Origin of the sequence: Thermodesulfobium sp. 4217-1 (genome assembly GCF_039822205.1) — a bacterium.
Classification (GTDB): Bacteria; Thermodesulfobiota; Thermodesulfobiia; order Thermodesulfobiales; family Thermodesulfobiaceae; genus Thermodesulfobium.
The window spans coordinates 30,697-53,983 of record NZ_JBAGBW010000002.1; the positions used below are offsets into that span (position 1 = coordinate 30,697).

A 23,287-nucleotide genomic window follows, 5' to 3' on the forward strand; every position below is an offset into this window, starting at 1 on the left:
ATGAACAGCGTAGCCTTTTTTGATAGATTATCTGAGGAATGGGACGATATATTTTCAAGAGGAGATATAAACGTCCTGGAGAGGGGGCTTGAACTTGTTAATTGGAATTCGTTTACAAGGGTGTTAGAAGTTGGATGCGCTACTGGAATAGAAACTGATTTTATTCTAAAAAGGCTAAAGCCTGACGCTCAGTTGTTTGCAATTGACGTTTCTGCAAAGATGGTTGGAAGGGCTATTGAGAGAATACAGGATGCAAGGTTTACGGTTAATATAAAGAATTTCTTCGATGTAGAGGGCATTTTTGACCTTATTCTTATGATAAATGTTTTGCCGCATTTGGGGGAGATGGAGGACGTGTTTACAAAATCTTCAAAGCTATTGGACAAAAGAGGTGAAATCTTGATACTGCACAACTCTTCAAGAGAGCACATAAATAGCGTTCATTCAAGAAAAGAAGAGGTAAGAGACCATGTTCTTTTGCCAGTAGAGATAGTCCAGGAGACAGCAAAGAACCAAGGTTTTTCAATACTACACACAAAGGACGATGAAGAAGGCTATATTCTGCACTTACAACAGTTTACTCAAAGAATTTTCTAATAGCTAATGCTACTTCTGATGGCTTGGTGGGTAAGAGTGTGAAATTATTGATATTTAAAAAAACTACACATTCATAAAATTTGTCGCAGGAGACCCCTATCTTTAGCTATGGGGAGGAATGCGATACCCACATCCTTTCTATTTTAAATTTTAATTCTTCAATAAAAATTTTGCCTCTTGACAATTTATACACATTATGCTAATACACAAATGTGATACTACATAGAACAGTTAAAGTCAAATTGAATATGTTGTCCGAAGAAATCAAACCTACGTTTGAAGCATATACCAGTGCTTACAACTATGTTTGTCAAATCGGATACCAAGACAGAGACTTTAACAGTGTTTCTTTGCATTATAAAACTTATGAGGCTATGAGGAAGCATTTGCCTGCTCAACTTGTTTGTTCTGCCAGAGCAAAATCTGCAGAAACGCTTAACTCTATTAAAAAACGATTGAAGAAAAAGCAGAAAACGAATTGTCCTCAAAGTAAACTTTGTTCTATTAGATACGATGCCCGAAGTTATAATGTGTGGTTTGATAGAAACGAACTCTCTTTGCTCACTGTTAATGGTAGAAAAAAACTTCAAATTTCTATTCCTGATTATTTTAAACAATATATTGGTTGGAAGAGAACCTCTGCTGATTTGATGTTGAGGAAAAACAAAGTGTTTTTGTATATTGTTTTTGAAAAAGAAATTGATGATTTTGAACCAAATAATATAGTTGTTGGGATTGATAGAGGCATTAACAAACTTGCTGTTACTTCTAACAACCAATTCTTTAGTGGTAAGCATGTCAAAGCAATTTCTCATCGTTATTTTGAGATTAGAAGAAAGCTTCAATCTTGTGGCACACCATCGGCGAAAAGACACCTTTGCAGAATATCTGAAAAGGAGAACCGTTTCAGAACCGATGTTAATCATATAGTCAGCAAACAAATCGTCCAATCCCTTGAACCAGGAACTACTATTGTGCTTGAAGATCTGAAATTGATTAGACAGAATGTTCGATTGAGAAAGAAACAACGTAGAGATGTGCATAATTGGAGCTTCTATCAACTTGAACAATTTATTATTTATAAGGCTGCGGCTAAAGGGATCAAAGTTGATTATGTTGATAGCCATTATACTTCTCAAAAATGCTCCGTCTGTGGTTACACTTCTTGTTCTAATCGCTCCTCTCAAGCTAATTTTAAATGTCAAGAATGTGGATTCTCTTTGAATGCTGATTTAAATGCTGCCAGAAACATAAAGCAGAATTATCTGCAACCTAATCTGGATGCTATATGCAAACAGATCGGGCTGACCGTCAACCAGCCTATAGTAGCCTTGCAGGAACCGCAACACGAACATTTACAGGTGCCTGTAGGAGCTACAAGCCCCCGACTTTAGTCGTGGGGCAGTTGACATATGGTCAATTTTTGCAGGTATTTACATTTGATGCGATATTGCATCAAATTATTTCAGAATACAAGCATATTTTTGTATAATAAGGTTAAATTCAAATAATGGATGGGAATAATAGAATAATGTGCAAAAAGTTATTAAAGATCTTTATTGACAGAATATGAGAAAGAAAGCTCGAAGTTGGTAATAGAACCAAATTCTACTAATATTATTGACATTTCAAGTCATGGGAAATTCAGCTTGTATACCGGTGTGAGGGTGATCTGATGAAACAAGAAGATAAAATCATTTTGTACACTACAGATAGCGGTAATGTGACCGTTTCGGTGCGCTTTGAAGACGAAAACTTTTGGATGACGCAAAAGGCCATTGCGGAGCTGTTTGACGTGCAGGTGCCAGCGATAGCAAAACACTTGAAAAACATCTACGATGAGGAAGAATTGACTCGTGAAGCAACTGTTTCCAAAAAGGAAATAGTTCAAATTGAAGGTGACCGCGAGGTTTCCAGATTGGTGGACTTTTATAATCTTGATGCGATTATCGCGGTTGGATATCGCGTTAATTCAAAAAAAGCGACACGTTTCCGCCAATGGGCAACCAAAACTCTGCACGAATATATTCAAAAGGGTTTCGTTTTAAATGATGAATTACTGAAAAATGGCAAGCCATTTGGCAAGGACTATTTTGATGAGTTGCTGGAACGCATTCGCGAGATTCGCGCCAGCGAGAGAAGAGCTTATCAGAAAATTGCAGATGTATTTGAGCAATGCAGTTATGATTATGACAAGAATAGCAACTTAACAAGAGAGTTTTATGCTTTTGTGCAGAAAAAACTCCATTATGCCATAACTGGAAAGACTGCTGCCGAGCTGATAGCCGAGCGAGTTAGTCTTGAACATCCTACTATGGGACTGACAAACTGGAAGTCTGCTCCTGATGGCAAAATCTTAAAGCGGGATGTGAGTGTGGCAAAAAATTATCTCAACGAAAAGGAACTTTCACAATTAAACCGTATTGTGACTATGTTCATAGATTATGCTGAATTAATGGCAGAGGATGGAGTTCCAATGAGTATGGCGGACTGGCTGCGCGAAACTGATAATTTTCTTCTGAATAATCGCCGAAAAGTCCTTGAAGGCAAAGGCGCTATTTCTCATGAAGATGCTGTAAAAAAGGCTGAATATATTTACGATCAATTCCGAGTTCAGCAAGATAGGGGCTACATTTCGCAATTCGACAAAGAGATGGCAAAATATTTAAAGGGTGAAACAGATAATAGCAAATGAAGGGGCATTTTAGGCACTAAAATTTTAGGCAGATTTTTTTCTAAGATGGTGTCATAACTTAACAATGTGATTATTCCCGAAAATATCAATCAAATCTAGCGCAGCTATCAGTGTAAGTCTTCTAAAAAATTTGAGGGCCGAATTTATTCAAGGAATTTTCTAATAGATAGTGCTACTTGTGAAGGCATCTGATAGATAAGAGCGTGACCTGCGCCCTTGAATATCGTTAATTTTGAATTTGGCAAAATCTTGTGAAGTATTGATGCGTTTTCGGGTGGGACTACCAGGTCTTGATCGGATGAGAGTATAAGAGTTTTAAAATCTTTGCCCTTAAGCTCTTTTTGGTTGGCATCGCTAAGATACCACGCAGATACAATTTGTTTCTCGTAGTTAAAAACTCGTGGGGTAATGTCTGGAGAAGATCTCTGATATATGAGCGCCATCTTAATTTTGTAATTGTCAACTTCATCTTTTGGGAAAAGCACCTTCATAACCCTTTCGCCTTGCTTTTCTAAGTCTGGCAATGGATTGAAAAGAGCATCTACTACATAGCCTTGAGGCTTTATAGCGTTAGGTCCTCCTGCATCGGTGCTAATCAATATAAGGGAATCTACCATATCGGGATACATCCTTGCAAATTGTTGTGCTACAAATCCCCCCAACGAGTATCCAAGAATATTTGCGCTCTTTATCTTCTCATTCTTTAAGACATTTTTTACGGCTTGTGCCAATTCGCTTATATCTGGCTCATTGTTTGAAAGAAATCTTGACTGTCCGATGCCCGGATAATCTATAAAAATGAGTCTGAAATTTTGTATCAGGTTCATAACCAATGAATCATCCCAACTGTTCATGCTGCTTGAAAAGGGCTCCAGCATTACGATGGTCTTTTTATTTTTTTCGCCTAAAACTTTGTAGGCTATCATCGAAGACTCAGTATTTGTGTATCTTGTGTATGTGTTACTAATTAGATCGTAAAACTCTTGGTTTGCATAGGCGCTTTTTGACATCAAGATAAATAGTATTAGAAAAATTGAAACTGCTAATCGCTTCATAATTTCCTCCAGAGTCGTATAAATTTAAATAATTTAGGATATTAAATTCTAACACTTCTTACATTGTGCGATCAAATTGGCTGTGATTGTGAGACTACTACTATATTTCAGCGGTGACAAATAATTAATAGTTTATATAACAAAATTGTTATTTGACAAAAATTTTATTTTATTTAATATAAATCTAACTTAATTTTTATTTAAAATAAGCCTTTGTAAAGATTGATGCAGTCTACAAAAAGAGGAGGCATATATCTATAAAGCAGGCGTGAGATCTGTATAAAGGTTTATATGAAGGGGACAAATAATTTTTCCTTGAAGGGGGCTCTTAATTTGAAAAAACTTGTTTTTTTTTAGCGATATCAATTTTCATGCTTATGACGCTACCCGCTATGGCAGGACCATTCTCAGACGTACCAGCTAATTCTTGGGCATACAAAGCAGTGCAAGACTTAGCAGCAAAAGGATTGGTCATTGGTTATGGCGATGGAACTTTTAGAGGCGACAGGCTTGCCACTCGTTATGAGATGGCAATGGTAGTTGCAAGAATGCTCGATGCCTACGAAAAGGGTCAGAATGCACAAGATCAAAAGATAGAGCTTAATGCAACTGACATTGCGACTCTTATGAAGTTGGCAGAAGAGTTTAAGTCAGAACTGGCGTCACTAAACGTCAGGGTTGCTGCGCTTGAGAAAAAAGCAGCTCTTGACACAGTGAACTTCACAGGAGATGCAAGATTTCGACTTGGTAGCGAGAAGAAGACATTTTATGGACTATCTGGTGTTGAATTGTCTGGTGATGGTGGTGGCAGTACTAATAATCTATCCCTTTATCTTGTAGCTTCACCATATATTGTCCAACCAGGAGTTCAGTATGAAACTAATAATGATACTTCTTTTACGACAACAGGCAGTTCATTTGGGGGTATCATAGGTAAACTTTATGAAACAATTTCATCAGGAGGTGCCCCACAAGATCAAAAAAATAATACATTTATGCGTTATAGAGTGAGATTAAACGTATCAGCACCAGTTGCTGACAACATAAGCTTTAATGCAAGGCTTACTATGGAGAAAAATGCTGGTGTAAACTCAAATGGAGACTACTCTAATTTTCTTACTGCTTCTACATCAGGTTACAACGATGATAGCAACACTCTTTATGTAGAGAGATCTTATATTACCTGGACGCTAAACCCGTATCCAGTTACCTTCGTACTCGGTAGGCTCCCTACTATGGACACAGGCGCATATTATAACAATTTATTTATGGACACGGGGACAGAAGGTGCTATGGCAATATTTGATCTTAGCAATATGCTCCCATCAACCTCAGTTTCTGCTGCGTGGGTAAAGCTCTTTGATGGTGGGCTCGTGACAACAGCTGATCAGTCAAACGGTCTAAATGACAAAGACGCATATATTTTTAATCTTAAAACAAGGCCTTTTAACGCATTCAACCTGGAGGCTGACTATGGAACGATTAAAAATGCGATATACAGAGGCGGAATTTTAGAGGCTTACTCATTTATAGGCATTTCTGTGCCGGAGGGAGATTTTCCAACAAATTTTTATGAATCAACTAATATGGGATATACCAATTACAGTTAGTGGACTTTAATTGCAAATTGGAATCTTTATGGCGTAGATATGTGGGCAGGATACAATGGCACTTCGGCAGGTATGTTTGATATTGACTTTTCTAATGAATATGTTGGTACGCACAATGTAAATGGTGGGGCATTTAGAGTTGGGGCAACCATTCCTCTTCCTTTAGGCGCACTCACAGGGGACTTTTGGTTTGGCAACAACAAATGGTACAATCCTATGATATTAAACACCATGGTATCTACTGATTACAAGGATTACTACAACGTCTATTACACTCTCCCTGTCGCAAATAACGCAACCTTAACCTTTAACTACGACTACTGGAAGGGCAAGAAACCTTATAATACAAACTATATGCTTTCGGGAGAATCTGTTCCTCTTTATTGGACATTTAATCCTGATCAAGTGGATAAGGATCAAAGATACTATATTCAAATGGACGTAAAATTCTAAAAAGTTTCTTATAACCCCCTGAGAAATCAGGGGGGTTTTTTTGTGTTATATTATAATAATATGCCAAATTTAGGAGGGATGAAGATTTTATGAGAGCTAAACTTCTTCTAATAATAGGTCTTGCAATAATATTTTCTTTTCCGAAATCAGATTCTGCCCTTGCTACCAGTTGGCAATATGTTGGGACACTGACACTATCATCGGGAGAGATTAGAAAAGATTATGTGGATGCTGATAGCGTGGTATATGACAAAAATGATCACACTATGAAATTCTGGGTTCTAAGCGAGGTACACTTTGATAAGGACGTTATTAAAAGTCTGAAGAGATATTCTACAGATATAAACGATATCTTGTTACCTACCAGGATGCTGGAATATAAAACGTTCTCTGATAACAGCACCCTGATATTAGAGGATAAAACACCCTCAACGATAATCGATTATCCAGAAGACGTCTCTCTTCTGGGAAGGGCTATCGATATGGCCGAAGGCTATATCAAGAAATAATTAGTCTTGCTCTTCCTTTATATTCACAGAGATAGACAATTCATCAAGCTGTTTTCTGTCCACCTGTGAGGGTGCGTCGGTAAGAAGGCAGGTCCCGCTCTGGGTCTTCGGAAAGGCTATGACATCTCTTAGAGATTTTGCACCAGTAAAGAGCATGGTTATTCTGTCGAGCCCGAGCGCAATGCCTCCGTGCGGAGGGGCGCCATATTCTAGTGCCTCCAGAAGAAAGCCAAATTTTATTTGTGCTTCTTCTGTCGAAATGTCGAGGAGTTTGAATATCTTGCTTTGCAAATGGGTATTGTTTATTCTAATGCTTCCTCCGCCTAATTCGTTTCCGTTTAGGACGATGTCATAGGCAAGGGAGCGAACAGAAAGTGGATCTGTATCTAATTTTTCCAGGTCTTCTGGATGTGGGGCAGTAAATGGGTGATGAACAGAACTTAGCCTTTTTTCCTTTTCGTCGTATTCGAACAAGGGAAAATCTACAACCCACAAGTATTTAAATTCGTCCTCATTTATCAACTTAAACTCGTTTCCAAGAAATATTCTTAGCAAACCAAGAGATTGTAAAAGGCCGTCTTTACCTGCAGCAAGAAGAATGGCATCTTTGTCTCCGATATCAAATATTTTTTTGAAAGAGTTTATTTCATCTTCAGATAAAAATTTTGCTATTGGGGATCTTATCTCAGAGCCATCGAATAGTATCCATGCAATGCCTGGGAGTCCAAAATCCTTTGCCATATTGTTTATCTTTTCCAGTATCGGTCTTGTGGGGCTGCACTGAATATTTTTTAATATAAAGCCCTTGATGTGTCCGCCCTTCTCGATTACAGTTCTAAATATCTTTAGCTGCGTATTTTTTAAAATTTCAGTGAAATCGCATATTTCAAGGGGATTTCTGAGGTCTGGCCTATCTGTCCCAAACCTATTCATAGCGTCGTCGTATTTCATAGTCTGTATAGGATAGTTACATTCAATGCCGAATTTAGAGTTTAATTTTCTAAATAGATCCTCTGTGATGCCCATTATGTCAGATGGCTCAATAAAAGACATCTCGACATCTACCTGGGTAAATTCTGGCTGCCTGTCAGCTCTTAGGTCTTCGTCTCTAAAGCACCTTACTATCTGAAAATATCTATCAAATCCGCTTACCATCAAAATTTGCTTGAAGAGCTGAGGTGATTGTGGAAGGGCATAGAAAGAGCCTGGCTGAAGCCTGGATGGCACGAGAAAGTCCCTGGCGCCCTCTGGGGTGCTTTTAGTAAGATAGGGTGTCTCTATCTCAAGAAAATCGTTTTCTACAAAGTGATTTCTTATGATATTGGTTATCATGTGCCTTTTTATAAGCTGTGCCTTTTTTTCAGATCTTCTGAGATCAAGGTATCTATACTTTAATCCTAATTTTTCGTCATAATCTTTTTGTTCGTCTGAGATAGAAAATGGCGGCACCTTCGATCTGTTTAATATCTTTATATCGCTTGCGGCTAATTCAAATTCGCCAGTTGAGATTTTTGTGTTCTCTGTGCCTGCAGGCCTTCTTCTGAGATCTCCAGTTATCTGCAGCACGTATTCAGATCTAATTTCTTCTGCTATCTTAAAGGTGTCTTTGTTTTCTGGATCTACCACAACTTGCAATAGAGAATATCTGTCTCTAATGTCAAGAAATATCAGATTTCCGTGGTCGCGCCTTTTGTTTACCCAGCCGCATATTGTAATAGTCTTATTTTCAAGGGATTTGTCTACCTCTTTTAGCGTGTGCGTTCTATAAGCCAAAGTTACACCTCTCATTATTTATAATATTTAAAAATTCAACTTTAGGAAAGCTTTTCTGATTACCGTTTTCAAGATTTTTTATACTTATTTGGTTATCTTTTATTTCATCTGGACCTATCAATACAGCGTAGTAGCAATCTGATTTGGCTGCAAGCTTCATAGCTGATTTCAAGTTTTTGTAATCGTATGGGAATAGAGTGCTTACAAAATTTCTTAATTCTACCAAGAGATCTAAAGCGTATTCAAATTCATCGCTTGTTATGGGAATTATCATAAACCTATGTTCTTTTTCAAAATTTTTATTAGACTTTTCTAAGATAGCAACCAATCTCTCTATCCCTGAGGCAAATCCTACTCCAGGCAGATTCTTACCTCCGAGCTCTTCTGCAAGGCCATCATATCTTCCTCCGCCTAACACTGCGTTTTGTGAGCCAAGAGAGAAATTTAGAGCTTCAAATGCAGTTTTTGTATAATAATCAAGCCCTCTCACAAGGCGAGGATTTAGAGTGTATTCAACTTTAAATTTCTTAAGATAGTTTTGCAGTTTTTCAAAGTGAGTTTTGCAGTCTTCGCACAGATAATCTGTGATCTTGGGGGCATTTGACGTAACCAGCTTGCACCGCTCTTCTTTGCAGTCCAAAACTCTCAATGGATTTTTGTACATTCGGTTTTTGCAGTTCTCACATAGTTCGTTAACGTGGTCTTTGAGGAAGGCAATTAAAACTTCTCTGTATATGGGCCTGCAATCTTTGCAGCCTACAGAGTTAAGGTGTAATTCATATTCTATGCCCAACTCTTTTAATATCTTTGTGGAAGAATCGATAATTTCAAAGTCGGAAATAGGATCCTGCGTGCCGACAATCTCTGCTCCGAATTGGTGAAACTGCCTAAATCTGCCTGCCTGAGGCCTTTCATATCTGAACATCTGACCTGTGTAAAAAAGTTTTACTGAGTTATTTTGGGCAAGGTTGTTTTCTATTATTGACCTTATTACGGGAGCTGTGCCCTCTGGTCTTAGAGCCAAAAGCCTGTCTCCCTTATCCTTAAATATATACATCTCTTTCTGCACTACATCTGATGTCTCGCCAAGGCTTCTTGTGAAAAGCCCTGCATCTTCGAAAATTGGAGTCCTTATCTGCGTGAAGCCATAGAGGTCCATAATTTTTTTGCCAGTGCTTTCTATTTTTTCGTAAGTTATGGCTTTTTTACCGAAAATATCAAAGGTTCCTTTGGGCGCTTTGTAGTTCAATATTCTCTCCTTAATCTATAAAGAAAAATTAACACTCTATTTTAACATAAGAATATAATATCAAAATTTTCTATATAGATTTAAAAAATTTTTCATATAAAATAAAAGATGAAGCATATTGAAATAAAGCCCATAATTTTTCACGATGAACCTAAACTAAAAAATATAGAAAAAAACAAAAGTTGATAAACTTATAGTAAAATTATTCTGCCTTCAATTCTTGGGCTAATGGGTGAGTGTTTTCTAATATATCTTGCTAAAACTTCTCTTGCGCTTTCTCCATCTATACCATCTTCTTCATCCGTTACAGAATATAAATCATTTGTATAAGCTATGAAATCGTTAATTGCCACTCTATAAACAAAATCTTTTTCAATAGGTTTATCTCCTATATATACACCTTCAACTCTCTGGTCTTCAGGGCTCTTTGAATTGTAGATTACTTTAATTCCAGAAACTTGCAACTTTTTTGAATGTCCTATGATATCTAATATTTGTTTGCCAGTTAGATTTTTTACAATTATGACTCTGCTAAAGGGCAAAATGTCATAGTATATTTGTCTAAGAGTAATCTGTCCCTTTGGAATGGTAAAAGAGCCTATTGATCGGGTATCAAATAGGGCAATTTGAGAATTGGAGTATTCTTTCATCGCATCACAAATCATATCTCCTGCGTTTGATTCGCCGTATTTCCTGCCTTCGTTTACGATATCTGTTGAGGTTTCGCCAATGGTTTTTGACATATCTTTTTCAAGCGTAGATTGATAGTTTTTGATCATATCTAAAACGTATTTATCGTATTGAGGGTTGTCTTCCAGAGATAGAGATTTCGAGTAATCTGAGACCTTATCTACTTTGAAGCCGTTATCTTCTTTTTCTACGTTTATTTTCAATTCACCTAAAAAACCTCCGCTTTTTGCTGAAATGATTTTGTTTACAACCTTATATCCCTCAGGGAAGTCTTTGTATCCATTCATAATAGCTATGTCGGCGCCTGAAATTTCTTCCAAGTTTACAGGTATAGAGCTCAAGAGGGTTACTAAATCTGCTCCATCTTTTCTGGCATCATCAATATATGGTTGAATGAGGTTGCCTGGTATTAATTCAGCAACTTTTTCTGGATTTGATATGCCTATTATTGCAATTTTTAGCCCACCTCTTTCAACGAAAGTGTAAGCTGATAACCCAAGCATATTTTTCAATCGCTCGTTGTTTATAGAGATGACAGGAAAGCTTAGCTGTTTTAGATAGCTTGAGATCTCGTATGTATTTGACATTACTTCGGAAAATCCCAGAGTCATTGTGTCAAATTTAAGATAATTCATAAACTCAATAACAGGTTTTTCTCTAAAATATCTTGTTAAAAAGGATCTATTAAAAATATCTCCAGTGGATATTAGAATGGTATTGTTTGGATTTTCTGATCTGGCGACCTCTATCATGTTCGCTAAAAGTGCTGATTTGGCATCATTGTTTTTTAAACTATTGTTTTCAAAAGGGAAAAGATCATTGATAAAGCTTCCAATAAAGAGTATGGTGATGTCGCCGCTCTCAGAATCTTCATTTGCACTCACAACCTGTGTAAATGGCAGTGTTAAGCACAAAATAAATACAATCGTTAAAATTGTTTTCATTTATTTTACCCCCATATGTTTTTGTCATTATACATTAATTATTTAGATAAAAAAAGCTTGCAAGCCTGAATTTCACTTGAAGTATGATATTTTTGCTGAATAGGTATTAGCTATAATTTTAGAAGTTATTTGTTAACATCTATTTCGATTCTAATATATAATAAAGTTTCCAAATAATAGGAGCTTAGAGGTGTGTATTTTGGATTCAAACTTAAACGAGGAACAAAAAAGGGCTGTTTATTCAGATAACAGGGCGCTTTTGATAGTAGCTGGCGCTGGAACGGGCAAGACCAGGGTGCTAACAACGAGGGCTGCCAGACTTTTAAAAGAAAATCCAGAAGAGAGATATCTTCTTTTGACTTTTACCAAAAAGGCAGCAATGGAAATGACCACAAGAGTTAGGGAATTGATAGAAGAGGACACAAAAAATAGACTTTACTCTGGCACATTTCATTCTTTTTGTTCAAATATAATCAGAAGAAGGGCTTCAAAGATGGATTTATCGAGTGATTTCGTAATTATTGATGAATCAGATGCTATGGATTTGATGAAAAAGACATTCTCCAAAATATATAGCAAAGAAACACTTGATTCTCTTATATTTAAGCCAAAGGATATCTTGTCAGTTTATTCTTATTCGCGAAACAACAATCAAGATTTCATCGAAAATATTCAGAGGAGATATAAATATGTAAATTTTGAGGACATTAAAAAGATTATAAGTATGTATGAATTAAATAAAAAAGAGAGAAATTATCTGGACTTTGACGATCTTCTAATGTACGGGTTGCTTGCAATCAAGACCCTTGACAAAAGCCCATTTGACGAGGTTTTGGTGGATGAATTTCAGGATACAAACCAAATTCAAGCTGAGATGCTGTATCACTTTTATGATTTGGGATCAAGGGTTAGCGCGGTAGGCGATGACGCTCAGAGCATATATTCTTTCAGGGGCGCTTATTATGAAAATATGTCAAATTTTATAAGAAGGCTTGACGCAGAAAAGATAATTCTTTCATCTAACTATAGATCAACGCAGTCAATCTTAAACATTGCAAATTCTGTAATACAGTCTTCCTATAACTCTATTAAAAAAGAATTGATTGCTAATGTGGCACTAAAAAAGAACGTTAAACCACAGTTGATAATTGTAGCCGATGATTGGGAAGAGGCAAGGTATGTGGCTAGGCAGATGCAAAAATATAAGGAAGAGGGTTTAAGGGTGGCCGCTCTATACAGGGCTGCATATATTGGCAGAAACCTTGAGAGCCAGCTTAACTCGATGGGTATAGGATACTCATTTTATGGCGGGCAGAAGCTTACCGAGAGTGCCCATGCGAAAGACTTTATGTCATTCTTAAGAGTTTTTATGAACGTAAAGGATGAAATTGCATTGATTAGAGTACTAAGAATGTTTCCTGGCGTTGGTGAGAAAAAGGCAGAGAAGATTAAGGATGCTGTGATTTCAGGGAGTAATTTAAAGGACTTATTGGCCAAAGAGAAAAATCTGGCCGACTTGAATATTTTTTTCGATAAACTTGCAGAAATTACTGATTGGCATAATGTCCTTGAAGTGGTATTTGATTTTTATAAAGATATAATGATCAGACTTTATCCTGAAAATTACGAGGATAGAGAGATAGACCTGATTAAATTTATGGATATGAGCTCAAATTATGACAATTTAGTAGAGTATCTTGAAGCCTTTACCCTTGATCCTGTTGACAAGACTGAATTTGGCAATAGTGACGTGATATTGAGCACTGTGCATTCGGCAAAGGGGCTGGAATTCGATGTGGTATTTTTATTGTCTGTCATTGAGAGCGTGTATCCACACTTTAGGGCTCAATCAACTGATGAAATAGAAGAAGAGAGAAGGCTGTTTTACGTGGCAATTACGCGAGCGAAGCAAAGACTTATATTTACTTTTCCAAGACATTCAAAGAAAAACAAGGGCTATTTTGCAAAGAATACTATCTCGCCCTTTTTAAAAGAACAGGACAACTATCTGGAAGTTTCTATCGCAAGATAAAAGGCCCCAGGGAGTTTTATTGGCTCCCTGGGCGGCAGCTTTTTACTTATTTCTTTCTCTAATAAGTTTTGCAGCTTCAACCATATTTTTCAGCGAAGGTATGGTTTCTTCCCAACCTCTTGTTTTTAAACCGCAGTCTGGATTGACCCAGATAAGTTTTTTGTCAATGACTTTGATCGATCTTTCCAGGATTTCAAGAATTTCAGAAACGGATGGCACCCTTGGGCTGTGAATATCATAAGTGCCCAGCCCAATTCCATGATCGTATTTGAACTTCTCAAATACTTCCAGGATGTCGCCTTTACTTCTGGATGCCTCTATGGATATGACATCTGAGTCCATAGCGTAAATGGCTTCGATCATTTCGTTGAACTCGGAATAGCACATATGAGTGTGCACTTGAGTATCCTTTTTAACGTTGCTGTTTGTCAACCTAAATGACTTTATGGCCCACTCAATGTAGTGTTTTTTATTTTCTTCTCTTAGCGGCAGGCCTTCTCTGTAAGCTGGCTCATCAATCTGTATGATTTTTATGCCATTCTTTTCGAGATCTAAAATTTCTTCTGCAAGTGCAAGTGCTATCTGATAGGCTACTTCTTCTCTTGGGATATCCTCTCTAACAAAAGACCAGTTAAGTATTGTAACTGGACCAGTGAGCATGCCCTTTACTGGTTTTTTGGTAAGAGATTGAGCATATATTACCTCGTCTAATGTCATAGGCGCATTTCTCTTTATGTCCCCATAAATGATTGGCGGTCTTACACACCTTGAACCATAAGATTGCACCCAGGCGAACTTTGACGTGGTAAAGCCCTGAAGCTTTTCTCCAAAAAACTCTACCATATCTGTTCTTTCGAATTCACCGTGAACGAATACGTCAAGACCGAGTTCCTCTTGCTTCTTAATTAGATCTTCTATAAGGCTCTTGATGTATGAAGTGTACTCTTCTTTAGAAATTGCACCAGATTTAAAGGCTGCTCTCTGGGCCCTTAATTCTTTTGTTTGTGGGAAGCTGCCTATTGTGGTAGTTGGGAATGTTTCAAGTGCGAGCATTTCCATTTGAGCCTTATATCTTTCTTCAAACGGCTCTTTCCTTATGAAGTCTTCCTTTTTCAGGTTTTTTACTTTATTATGGACATCTTGTATAAAGAATGATTCTGGAGTTTTTTCCCATATTGAATGTGATTGATTTATCTTATCTTCAAAAGCGCTGTTTTTATTTAAAAATTCCTTTAATATGTACAATTCTTCAAGCCTATCTTTTGCAAAAGAAAGCCTTTTGGTTAGCTCTTCAGGAAAATTTTCAGAATTTTTGTCAGAGGCTGGAATGTGCATCAAGGAGCAACTGGTAGAAAGTATGATGTTGTCCAAAGAAATCTTTTTAGAAATCTTTTCGACAAGTTTGACAGCCTTGCTAAGATCTGATTTCCATATACTTCTTCCATTTAATATGCCTGCTACCAAGAACTTGTTTTCAGGAAAATTTGTTTCTAAAATCTTGTTTAGGTTTTCTTCCGACTTACAAAAATCAAGCCCAAAGCCCTTAAATGGCAATTCGTAAAGCATCTCTATTTCAGGTACGCCCTCGAAATATGTTTGTAAAATAGTTTTGCAATTTAAATAAGGCAAGATATTAAAATAAAATTCTCTAAATATTTTGATTTCATCAGTCGAGAGTCCATGTACTAGATATGGCTCGTCAATTTGGACGTATTCAGCGCCTTCCTTTTCAAGCTTCTGGATAAGTTCTACGTACAGAGGTGCAAGTTTTAGCAAAAGGTCTTTAAACCTTTTTGGAGAATAGGATTTTGACAGCTTTAGAAATGTAAAACCGCCTAAGATTACAGGTTTCGTATTAAGCCCTATTTCCTTGGCCCTTTTAAAGGATTCCAATACAAAAGAATAATTTAGATGAAAAGTTTGTTCGTCATCTATCTCTGGAACAAGATAATGGTAGTTTGTGTCAAACCACTTTGTCATCTCCATTGCTGTAGCGTCTTTTGATCCTCTTGCCATAGAAAAATAAACTGATAGATCAAGACCATTTGCTCTACCGAATCTCTTTGGAATAGCCCCGAACATATAAGCTGTATCGAGCACGTGGTCGTACATTGACATATCTCCGACTGGTATTAGATCTATGCCAAATTCTGATTGCAGTTTACACCTTGAGAGTTCAAGCTCATGGTATTTTGACAAGAATTCACTCTCATCGATTTTGCCTTGCCAAAAGTTTTCAAGAAGAACTTTTAGCTCTCTTTTCTCACCAATTCTTGGGTATCCTACAACACTAGATTTTAACAAATACCTCACTCCTTCCAAAACAGTTGATAAATATTAGCATCTTTATTAATAATTGTCTAAAATATAATTTTGGTTTAATATATAAGAGAGTTTTTAAAGATATTAATTTTTTAGAGGGAGTGATATATATGAAGGAATTAAACGAATCAAGTTTTAAGGATGAGATATCGACTGGCGTTACTCTCATAGATTTCTGGGCTCCATGGTGCGGCCCATGCAGAATGGTGGCTCCTATGTTGGAAGAGCTAGACAAGGAATATGCTGGCAAGCTAAAGATCTGTAAGGTCAATGTAGATAACGATAGGGCTCTTGCACAAGGCTTAAGGATCGTGAGCATTCCTACTTTGATTCTTTATAAAGATGGAGAAGAGCAAAAGAGGATTGTGGGTGCAGTAGCGAAAGAGAAGATTGCAAAAGAAATTTCTCCATTTTTAGCTTAGCTTAATTTTTCTTTTAAAAATTGAATAAGAGGGTTGTTGTGGGATTTAGCGGCGGTATAGACAGTTTCTATACCGCTTTTTTACTTAAGCAGCAAGGATTTGATGTGATATGCCTATACATTAAACTGTTCGAAAGCCAAGAAGCCTTGTCAAGAGCGAGCAAATTAAGCGATTTGTTAGGCGTACAATTTGAATCTTATGATGCCCAAGAGCTCTTTAAAAAAAATGTAATCGATAAATCTATAGAAATGATTTTTTCAGGATTTACGCCAAATCCGTGTTCAATGTGTAATATGAAGGTAAAATTTAAAATATTGGATAAATTTAGGTTAAGTTTTAAATGCGATTTTATTTCTACAGGCCATTATGTGAGAGTCTCTCACACAGAAAGGACGAGAGTATTTAGAGGACTGGATGGAAGAAAAGATCAAAGTTACTTTCTTTCTTTGGTTCCAGTTGAATATCTTAAGAGGACTATCTTCCCTCTCGGGGATATCACAAAAAAACATGTAACAGAAGCTATGCAAGAAAAATATTCGTTTTGGAAAGACATTCCTTCAAGTCAAGACCTTTGTTTTGTGAAGAAAGGATATAAGGAACTGATCAAAGACAGGTGCGGAATAAAATCCGGGAAGTTCTTATATAAGGGTAAGGTAGTCGCAAATCATTTGGGTTCATATCTTTATACAATAGGTGAAAGTAGAGGCCTGGGCCACAAGGAACCCGTGAAGCTGTATGTCCAAAGTCAGGACCATCTTGCAAATATAGTTTATCTAAATACAAAAGAATTTTGCTATAAGAACTCAGTATTAATAGGAGATATCAATCTTTTAAGCGAATTATCGGATAAGTGTCTGGTACAGGTAAGATATCAGGCGAAGCCTGTTATGTGTGACATTAAGTTCGAAGCAGATAAAGTTTACGCGAGTTTTCACGAAAAGGTTTTCGCTCCTACGCCAGGACAGATTGCCTCTTTTTATGCGACAGATAATAAAGAATTATTAGGTGGTGGAATTATTATTGGGACTGATTAAGAGGACACTAAACAAGATATTAGAACTTGATTATAAATATTCAATTCTTCCAAATGGTGGGACTCTTGCTGTCGGACTGTCTGGAGGTAAGGACAGTCTTATAACTCTTTGGGCATTGAACGAAGTCTTGAGACATAGAAAGGATAAGTATAAGCTTTGCGCTATCTTGGTTGATCAGGGGTTTCCAGGTTTTAGCTACGATAAAATTAAAGAATATTTGTTCGTAAACGATATTCCCTATATCGAGAAAAAATCTCTTATATATAGTTCGCTGTCTGAGGCAGAGTCTCCCTGCGCTATTTGCTCTCATCTTAGAAGGGGCGCATTGGTGGACGGTGCAAAGATTATGGGAGCTACGCACTTAGCCCTTGGGCACCATCTTGATGATCTATTGGAGGGCGCTATTATGACTATAGCTATGAATGGAAGACCCAATGTGCTTGTGCCAATTAAATATTTGTCAAGAAGGGATATTTACTTAATCAGGCCCCTTCTTTTGGTGGAAGAGGAACATATAAAAACTTTATCTAAGAAAATTCAAGGCATAAACCCAGTAGAATCAGAGTGTCCATACAGCAAAGACAGTGAAAGGATAAAGATTAAAAATTGGCTTTATCAAGGGTATGGTAATTGGGGAGTAATGCATCAGCATATGGCATCCTGGGCAAGATTGCTTTTGGAAAAAGAGATGGAGATTGAAGTATAATATATAAATTATTTATTATTTGATAAGTATTTTTTATGGGACTATAATGTTATTTTATTGAAGGTTTAATAAGAATTACTTGTTAATTCGCATAATTTTTGTTATAGTTTAATGGAGTAATGCTTTGCCCATGGGGTGAATACTTTAGTAGAAGGGGTGAATGTCTATTGGATTGGTTCTCTTTTTTAGTTGGTAATGTTTTGTCTTATTTAGCAATTGTTGTGTTTTTTGTGGGGGTTCCACTTCAGGTTTACAGGTGGATGAAGGCTCCTGTTGTGTATCCTTTGACGGATTTTCCAGCACCAAAGACTGCTGAGGGAGCTTTTATAAAGGTTCTTCTTGATTCATTTTTGTTTCGACCGATTCTATTGAAAATTTACAACTCCACCGTTTATTCTGGTAAATGGACAGATTTATGGATTGGGGGTTGGGTTTTCCACGTTTCCTTAGCTTTAATTATCATTGGCCACATTGTTGGCATAGGAACACTTGGACATCAATTCACAATTTTAGGTGTTAGCCCTGAAACAAGCTTACATATGTCTGAGTTGTTGGGTACTGTCTCTGGTATATTTCTTAGTTTGAGTTTGATCTATCTCTTGCTCAGGAGATTTTTTAATCCCATTGTCAGGGTTATGTCAGACGGCATCGACTATTTAATCGTTTTATTAATTTTGGGAATCTCCTGCATGGGTAACTTTATGAGATTTAGCTCTACTTATGGAGTAGAGTATGACGTAGCACAGAGATGGATAATGGGTCTTTTCACATTGCATCCTGTAGCCCTACCCGATAACCCTATCTTCACCTGGCACTTGTTTCTGGTGGAGATCTTACTCATCTATTTTCCTTTCAGTAAACTTATGCACTCCTGTGGCATATTTTTTGCTCGTTGGATGATAACTAACTATGATCCCAAGAAGGTCATGGTCTTTGACTGGAGAAGCAAGGTTTGTGAATGGACTGGAGGTAAATAGAATATGAATTTTGACAGAAGCGAAGAAAAAGGAAGATTTGCTCAGAGATGGTGGGAGAGTGATAAGTTTAAAACTGTTCAAACTATGGATAAGGGCGAGAAGCCTCTTGTTCCATTTTTTGCTCCAAAGATATATCCTCTTGAGCCATTGGACAAGCCTTTTGATGAAACGGAATTAGAATCACGCTTTGTGAGTGCATTTGCTCGTATTTTAGCTGAGCACAGACAATTGAAAGTTTACATGGAGAGCTGCGTAAAGTGCGGAGCATGTGTGAATGCCTGCCACACCTATCAGGGGACTGGTGAGCTTAGAAATATACCAGTTATGAGAGCAGACCTCCTGAGGAGATATTACAAGAAATATTTCACTACTCAGGGTGCGATTCTTGGACCTATTGTAGGCGCAGAAAAGGTTACCTTTGAGGGCCTTAAAGAGATGTATTACTACTTTTACCAGTGTTCGCAGTGCAGAAGGTGTTCATATTACTGCCCTATGGGCATTGATACTGCAGAAATCACAAGATATGGCAGAGAGATACTTGTTCAGTGCGGTTTCGTATCTCAGTTTCACTGGAGCGTTTTAACCTCCATGTGGAAGCTGGGCAATCATATGATTATCTCGAAGCCTGGTCTTATGGATACGGTTGAGTTCCTTGAAGAAGAGCTTAAAGAAGAAACAGGTGTGGATATAAAAATACCAGTTGACGATTGGGATGCCGAGCTACTTTATAATCCCTCCTCTGCTGACTTTTTCGCTTATCCTGACACCATGATGGGTGTAGCAAAGGTAATGCATGCTGCAGGCATAAAATGGACAATTTCAAGTAATATTATAGAAACAGGCAACTTTGGACTGTTTCTACACGAGAATACAATGAGAATGTTGAACAAACTTCTTATAGATCAATCTTTCAAAATGAAGGATTGTAAGGAAATTGTTCTGGGTGAATGCGCTCATGGGTGGAGAACCTGGAAGATGATGACCAAGGCTGTAAACGGTGAATGGGTCGATAAAAAATATCACTACATACACCTTGTTCACAAGTTAATAGAGCTAATAGATAGCGGAAGAATTAAAATAGATCCGTCAAGGTATGAAGGTATGAAGGTAACGCTTCATGACTCTTGTAACAATTCCAGAGGTGCGGGCATTATCGAAGAGCCAAGATATGTGCTTTCTAAGATTTTGCCAGATGGTGTATTTACTGAGATGACTCCAAACAGAGAGATGAACTGGTGCTGTGGAGGCGGAACTGCTATACTTTGGGACGATCCAGAGAGCATTAAATTAAGAGTTAAACTGTCGAAAAATAAGGCTGAGCAGTATATGTCAGTAAATCCTGATATAGCTGTGGTAATATGCTCTATTGGCAAGGCTCACAATAGCTTTATAGTTCACGAGGGATATAAAAAAGAGCTCGATCACGTAAAGATTAAGGGTTTAGTTGACCTGGTGGGCGATGCTATTGTAGACTTTCCATTCCCAGCAGGGAAGTATGCGAAATCTTAATTTGCTGTATCATACTTTAAAATAAATTTTGGAGGTGTTAATTTATGCCATTTATCGATGTTAATGGTGAACAATTAGAAGTTGATGAAGATGGTTTTCTTCAAGATCCTGAAAAATGGAATGAAGATGTAGCTAAGTACTTGGCAAAGACCGAGCAAGTAGAAGAGTTAACAGAAGAGCACTGGAAGATGGTAAATTATCTACACGACTATTTCAAAAAGTATCAAATTGCTCCAATGGTAAGAAAGCTCTGTAAGGACAATGGAATGGATCTAAAAAAGGTTTACGAGCTTTTCCCAACTGGACCTGCAAAGGGCGCTTGCAAAATTGCAGGATTACCAAAACCGACAGGATGTGTTTAATTTAGGGGAGGTGATAGTAGCTTACCCATTTGTTTAAACAAAATTTATTTCACCTTAAGGGGGTGTACTGATTAGATGCCAGAATTAAGGAAGACTCCAATGTTAGACCAGCTTCTAGATGGTCCTTTTCCAAGTTTTGTAAAGGAGATCAAAAAAGGCGCTGAGAAGAACGAAGCTTGTAATGACCTCCTTGGTCAATTAGAGCTCTCGTATGAAGAAAAAATTACTCACTGGAAACACGGCGGAATTGTCGGTGTTACAGGGTATGGTGGCGGAGTAATCGGTCGTTATTCTGATGTTCCTGAGCAATTTCCAGGATTGACCGAATTTCACACTATGAGAATCAACCAGCCTGCCGGATGGTTTTATAAGACCGATAGGCTAAGAAAGCTCCTTGATATATGGGAGAAGCGTGGCAGCGGCTTGACAAACTTCCACGGCGCAACAGGCGACATCATTTTGCTCGGCACTCATACCAATGAGCTGCAAAACGTAGCTGATGACCTTGCTCATGAAGGATGGGATTTGGGTGGTTCTGGATCAGACCTCAGAACTCCAAGCGCATGTGTCGGACCAGGCAGATGTGAGTGGGCATGTATTGACACGCTTGACATTGTAGACACTCTTACAAGAAGATATCAGAATGAGCTTCACAGACCTATGTGGCCATACAAGTTCAAGATCAAGATTTCAGGCTGCGCCAATGACGGCGTTGCAGCAAAAGCCAGAGCTGACTGTTCAATTATCGGCACCTGGAAAGACAATATTCAGGTTAATAGAACAGAAGTAGTAAATTATGTGAATGGTGGATTTGACATTATTGGACAGGTAGTCGATAAATGTCCAACAAAGTGCATTTCTTACAACCCAGTAACCAAGTCTCTTTCGATTGATGACAACAACTGTGTGAGATGCCATAACTGCATAAATAAGATGCCAAAAGCTCTCAGACAGGGTAAGATCAATGGTGCTACTATATTGATAGGTGGCCATGCTCCAATCTTGCAGTCAGCATTTATGTCTTGGGTGGTAGTTCCATTTATGGAAATGAAGCCTCCATACACCGAAATTTCTGATCTTCTTGAGAAGATTTGGGAATGGTGGGATGAGAATGGAAAGATGAGAGAAAGAACTGGAGAACTTATCTATAGATTGGGTATGAGAAGTTTCTTGAAGGCGACAGGGCTTCCTGCTGTTCCTCAGATGGTCTTGCATCCACGTGCCAATCCATTCTTCTTCTGGGATAAAGAGGAGGTGAACCAATAATGGTTAAGACAGATTTCGGACCACCAAAATATCTGGACATGATGTCCGACCTTTGTAAGAGAAACTATGGAAAATGGAAATATCACGAAGTCTTAGATACGGGAACGTTAGTTCACGTAGCTGAAAATGGCGAAAAACTATATACAGTAAGATCAGCAACACCAAGACTTATGCATATTGACACTTTAAGAGCATTTTGCGATCTTGCTGATAAGTATTGCAATGGATTTTTCAGGTTCACCAGTAGGCACTCTATCGAGTTCTTGCTCGAAGACGAATCTAATATTGAGCCTTTAAAGGCAGATTTACATGCGATGGGATACTCTCCTGGCGGCGTAGGCAATACTATTTCAAATATGCTTCACACCCAGGGTTGGATTCACTGCCATACCCCAGCAATTGACGCATCTGGCATAGTAAAGGCTGTTATGGACGGGGTTTTTGATTATTATACCGAAGCAAAGCTTCCAGCCAGACTTAGACTTTCTCTGGCATGCTGCTTAAATATGTGCGGTGCAGTCCACTGCTCAGACGTAGCAATTGTAGGAATACACAGGGTTCCACCAAAGGTTTTGGATGAAAAGGTTGCCAAGATGTGTGAGATACCAAACGTGGTAGCTGCATGTCCTACAAGGGCAATCAGACCAGAGCCATCGAAGAAGTCGGTTGTTATAAACGATGAGAAGTGTATGTATTGCGGAAACTGCTATACTATGTGCCCAGCAATACCTATATTTGATCCAAAGAACGATGGAGCTGCAATCTTCGTTGGTGGTAAGGTTTCTGACGCCAGACACCCTGCAATGTTTTCAAAGTTGGCCGTTCCATATATTCCAAACGAACCACCAAAATGGCCAACAGTTGTCCAGACGGTAAGGATGCTTATTGACGTTTATGCTAAGGATGCAAAACAAGGCGAGCGTTATGGGGAATGGATCAATAGAATTGGTTGGGAAAGATTCTTCAAGGTTACAGGCTTACCATTTACCGATAAGCATATTGATGATTATATCTTCTCCATTCCAACCTTCCGTTCTACAGCAACGTTTAAATGGTAATAAAATCGGTGCTTAAAATAAAGG

General features: G+C 37.8%; 18 protein-coding genes and 1 pseudogene. 14 read left to right on the plus strand and 5 right to left on the minus strand.

The features are described 5' to 3' along the window. The 3 genes from V4762_RS01255 to V4762_RS01265 all read left to right on the plus strand — a co-directional run bounded on the left by V4762_RS01255 (position 1) and on the right by V4762_RS01265 (position 3,292). The gene (locus V4762_RS01255; protein ID WP_347313955.1) at positions 1–597 is read left to right on the plus strand and encodes a class I SAM-dependent DNA methyltransferase; all 597 of its coding nucleotides are present in this window, start codon (positions 1–3) and stop codon (positions 595–597) included. A gap of 248 nt (positions 598–845) precedes the next feature. After that, positions 846–1,991 (plus strand): RNA-guided endonuclease InsQ/TnpB family protein, encoded by a 1,146-nt coding sequence (locus V4762_RS01260; protein ID WP_347314075.1) that lies wholly within the window; start codon positions 846–848, stop codon positions 1,989–1,991. A 281-nt stretch (positions 1,992–2,272) separates the two neighbouring features. Beyond that, the gene (locus V4762_RS01265; protein ID WP_347313956.1) at positions 2,273–3,292 is read left to right on the plus strand and encodes a virulence RhuM family protein; all 1,020 of its coding nucleotides are present in this window, start codon (positions 2,273–2,275) and stop codon (positions 3,290–3,292) included. Positions 3,293–3,435: 143 nt separating this feature from the next. On the opposite strand, the gene V4762_RS01270 is transcribed toward V4762_RS01265, so the two are convergent. Then, the gene (locus V4762_RS01270; protein WP_347313957.1) at positions 3,436–4,347 is read right to left on the minus strand and encodes an alpha/beta fold hydrolase; all 912 of its coding nucleotides are present in this window, start codon (positions 4,345–4,347) and stop codon (positions 3,436–3,438) included. A gap of 371 nt (positions 4,348–4,718) precedes the next feature. Between V4762_RS01270 and V4762_RS01275 the strand changes: the two are divergent. Together V4762_RS01275 and V4762_RS01285 are read left to right on the plus strand one after the other, a co-directional pair. Further along, positions 4,719–6,410: pseudogene (locus V4762_RS01275) on the plus strand (DUF3373 family protein). An 89-nt stretch (positions 6,411–6,499) separates the two neighbouring features. After that, a complete protein-coding gene (locus tag V4762_RS01285; RefSeq protein ID WP_347313960.1) occupies positions 6,500–6,919 on the plus strand; it encodes a hypothetical protein in 420 nt (139 codons plus the stop codon). Here the strand turns inward: V4762_RS01285 and aspS are convergent, their stop codons facing one another. From aspS to V4762_RS01300, 3 genes are all read right to left on the minus strand, one after another. Next, the gene (gene aspS, locus V4762_RS01290) at positions 6,920–8,692 is read right to left on the minus strand and encodes an aspartate--tRNA ligase (protein ID WP_347313961.1); all 1,773 of its coding nucleotides are present in this window, start codon (positions 8,690–8,692) and stop codon (positions 6,920–6,922) included. After that, the gene (gene hisS, locus V4762_RS01295; protein ID WP_347313962.1) at positions 8,682–9,941 is read right to left on the minus strand and encodes a histidine--tRNA ligase; all 1,260 of its coding nucleotides are present in this window, start codon (positions 9,939–9,941) and stop codon (positions 8,682–8,684) included. The genes aspS and hisS overlap by 11 nt, the downstream gene beginning before the upstream one ends. A gap of 191 nt (positions 9,942–10,132) precedes the next feature. Next, positions 10,133–11,575 (minus strand): bifunctional metallophosphatase/5'-nucleotidase, encoded by a 1,443-nt coding sequence (locus V4762_RS01300; RefSeq protein WP_347313963.1) that lies wholly within the window; start codon positions 11,573–11,575, stop codon positions 10,133–10,135. 190 nt (positions 11,576–11,765) lie between these two features. On the opposite strand from V4762_RS01300, the gene V4762_RS01305 reads away from it, so the two are divergent. Next, positions 11,766–13,607, plus strand: a complete 1,842-nt coding sequence (locus V4762_RS01305) for an ATP-dependent helicase (protein WP_347313964.1) — start codon at positions 11,766–11,768, stop codon at positions 13,605–13,607. A 42-nt stretch (positions 13,608–13,649) separates the two neighbouring features. Here the strand turns inward: V4762_RS01305 and metE are convergent, their stop codons facing one another. Beyond that, positions 13,650–15,911, minus strand: coding sequence for a 5-methyltetrahydropteroyltriglutamate--homocysteine S-methyltransferase (metE, locus tag V4762_RS01310; protein WP_347313965.1), 2,262 nt, complete (start codon positions 15,909–15,911; stop codon positions 13,650–13,652). A gap of 128 nt (positions 15,912–16,039) precedes the next feature. Here metE and trxA point away from each other — a divergent pair, with 128 nt between their 5' ends. From trxA to dsrB, 8 genes are all read left to right on the plus strand, one after another. After that, positions 16,040–16,351, plus strand: coding sequence for a thioredoxin (gene trxA, locus V4762_RS01315; protein WP_347313966.1), 312 nt, complete (start codon positions 16,040–16,042; stop codon positions 16,349–16,351). 38 nt (positions 16,352–16,389) lie between these two features. Further along, positions 16,390–17,385, plus strand: coding sequence for an MnmA/TRMU family protein (locus V4762_RS01320; protein ID WP_347313967.1), 996 nt, complete (start codon positions 16,390–16,392; stop codon positions 17,383–17,385). Then, positions 17,372–18,091: a tRNA lysidine(34) synthetase gene (locus tag V4762_RS01325; RefSeq protein ID WP_347313968.1), complete on the plus strand. Its 720-nt coding sequence runs from the start codon at positions 17,372–17,374 to the stop codon at positions 18,089–18,091. The genes V4762_RS01320 and V4762_RS01325 overlap by 14 nt, the downstream gene beginning before the upstream one ends. 167 nt (positions 18,092–18,258) lie before the next feature. After that, a complete protein-coding gene (locus V4762_RS01330; protein WP_347313969.1) occupies positions 18,259–19,068 on the plus strand; it encodes a respiratory nitrate reductase subunit gamma in 810 nt (269 codons plus the stop codon). A gap of 3 nt (positions 19,069–19,071) precedes the next feature. Further along, the gene (locus V4762_RS01335; protein WP_347313970.1) at positions 19,072–20,577 is read left to right on the plus strand and encodes a (Fe-S)-binding protein; all 1,506 of its coding nucleotides are present in this window, start codon (positions 19,072–19,074) and stop codon (positions 20,575–20,577) included. Between the two features lie 44 nt (positions 20,578–20,621). Beyond that, positions 20,622–20,939, plus strand: a complete 318-nt coding sequence (locus V4762_RS01340) for a TusE/DsrC/DsvC family sulfur relay protein (RefSeq protein ID WP_347313971.1) — start codon at positions 20,622–20,624, stop codon at positions 20,937–20,939. Between the two features lie 75 nt (positions 20,940–21,014). Further along, positions 21,015–22,205, plus strand: coding sequence for a dissimilatory-type sulfite reductase subunit alpha (dsrA, locus tag V4762_RS01345; protein ID WP_347313972.1), 1,191 nt, complete (start codon positions 21,015–21,017; stop codon positions 22,203–22,205). Further along, positions 22,205–23,263, plus strand: coding sequence for a dissimilatory-type sulfite reductase subunit beta (dsrB, locus tag V4762_RS01350; protein WP_347313973.1), 1,059 nt, complete (start codon positions 22,205–22,207; stop codon positions 23,261–23,263). Before dsrA ends, dsrB begins: the two co-directional genes overlap by 1 nt. The last annotated feature ends 24 nt before the right edge of the window (positions 23,264–23,287 follow it).

Excerpts from the sequence above, each read along its gene's own strand:
- V4762_RS01265 (WP_347313956.1), top strand. The coding sequence starts at position 2,273 with ATGAAACAAGAAGATAAAATCATTTTGTACACTACAGATAGCGGTAAT.
- trxA (WP_347313966.1), top strand. The coding sequence starts at position 16,040 with ATGAAGGAATTAAACGAATCAAGTTTTAAGGATGAGATATCGACTGGC.
- V4762_RS01255 (WP_347313955.1), top strand. The coding sequence starts at position 1 with ATGAACAGCGTAGCCTTTTTTGATAGATTATCTGAGGAATGGGACGAT.
- V4762_RS01335 (WP_347313970.1), top strand. The coding sequence starts at position 19,072 with ATGAATTTTGACAGAAGCGAAGAAAAAGGAAGATTTGCTCAGAGATGG.
- dsrA (WP_347313972.1), top strand. The coding sequence starts at position 21,015 with ATGCCAGAATTAAGGAAGACTCCAATGTTAGACCAGCTTCTAGATGGT.
- V4762_RS01260 (WP_347314075.1), top strand. The coding sequence starts at position 846 with ATGTTGTCCGAAGAAATCAAACCTACGTTTGAAGCATATACCAGTGCT.
- V4762_RS01300 (WP_347313963.1), bottom strand. The coding sequence starts at position 11,575 with ATGAAAACAATTTTAACGATTGTATTTATTTTGTGCTTAACACTGCCA.
- V4762_RS01285 (WP_347313960.1), top strand. The coding sequence starts at position 6,500 with ATGAGAGCTAAACTTCTTCTAATAATAGGTCTTGCAATAATATTTTCT.
- V4762_RS01340 (WP_347313971.1), top strand. The coding sequence starts at position 20,622 with ATGCCATTTATCGATGTTAATGGTGAACAATTAGAAGTTGATGAAGAT.
- dsrB (WP_347313973.1), top strand. The coding sequence starts at position 22,205 with ATGGTTAAGACAGATTTCGGACCACCAAAATATCTGGACATGATGTCC.
- V4762_RS01270 (WP_347313957.1), bottom strand. The coding sequence starts at position 4,347 with ATGAAGCGATTAGCAGTTTCAATTTTTCTAATACTATTTATCTTGATG.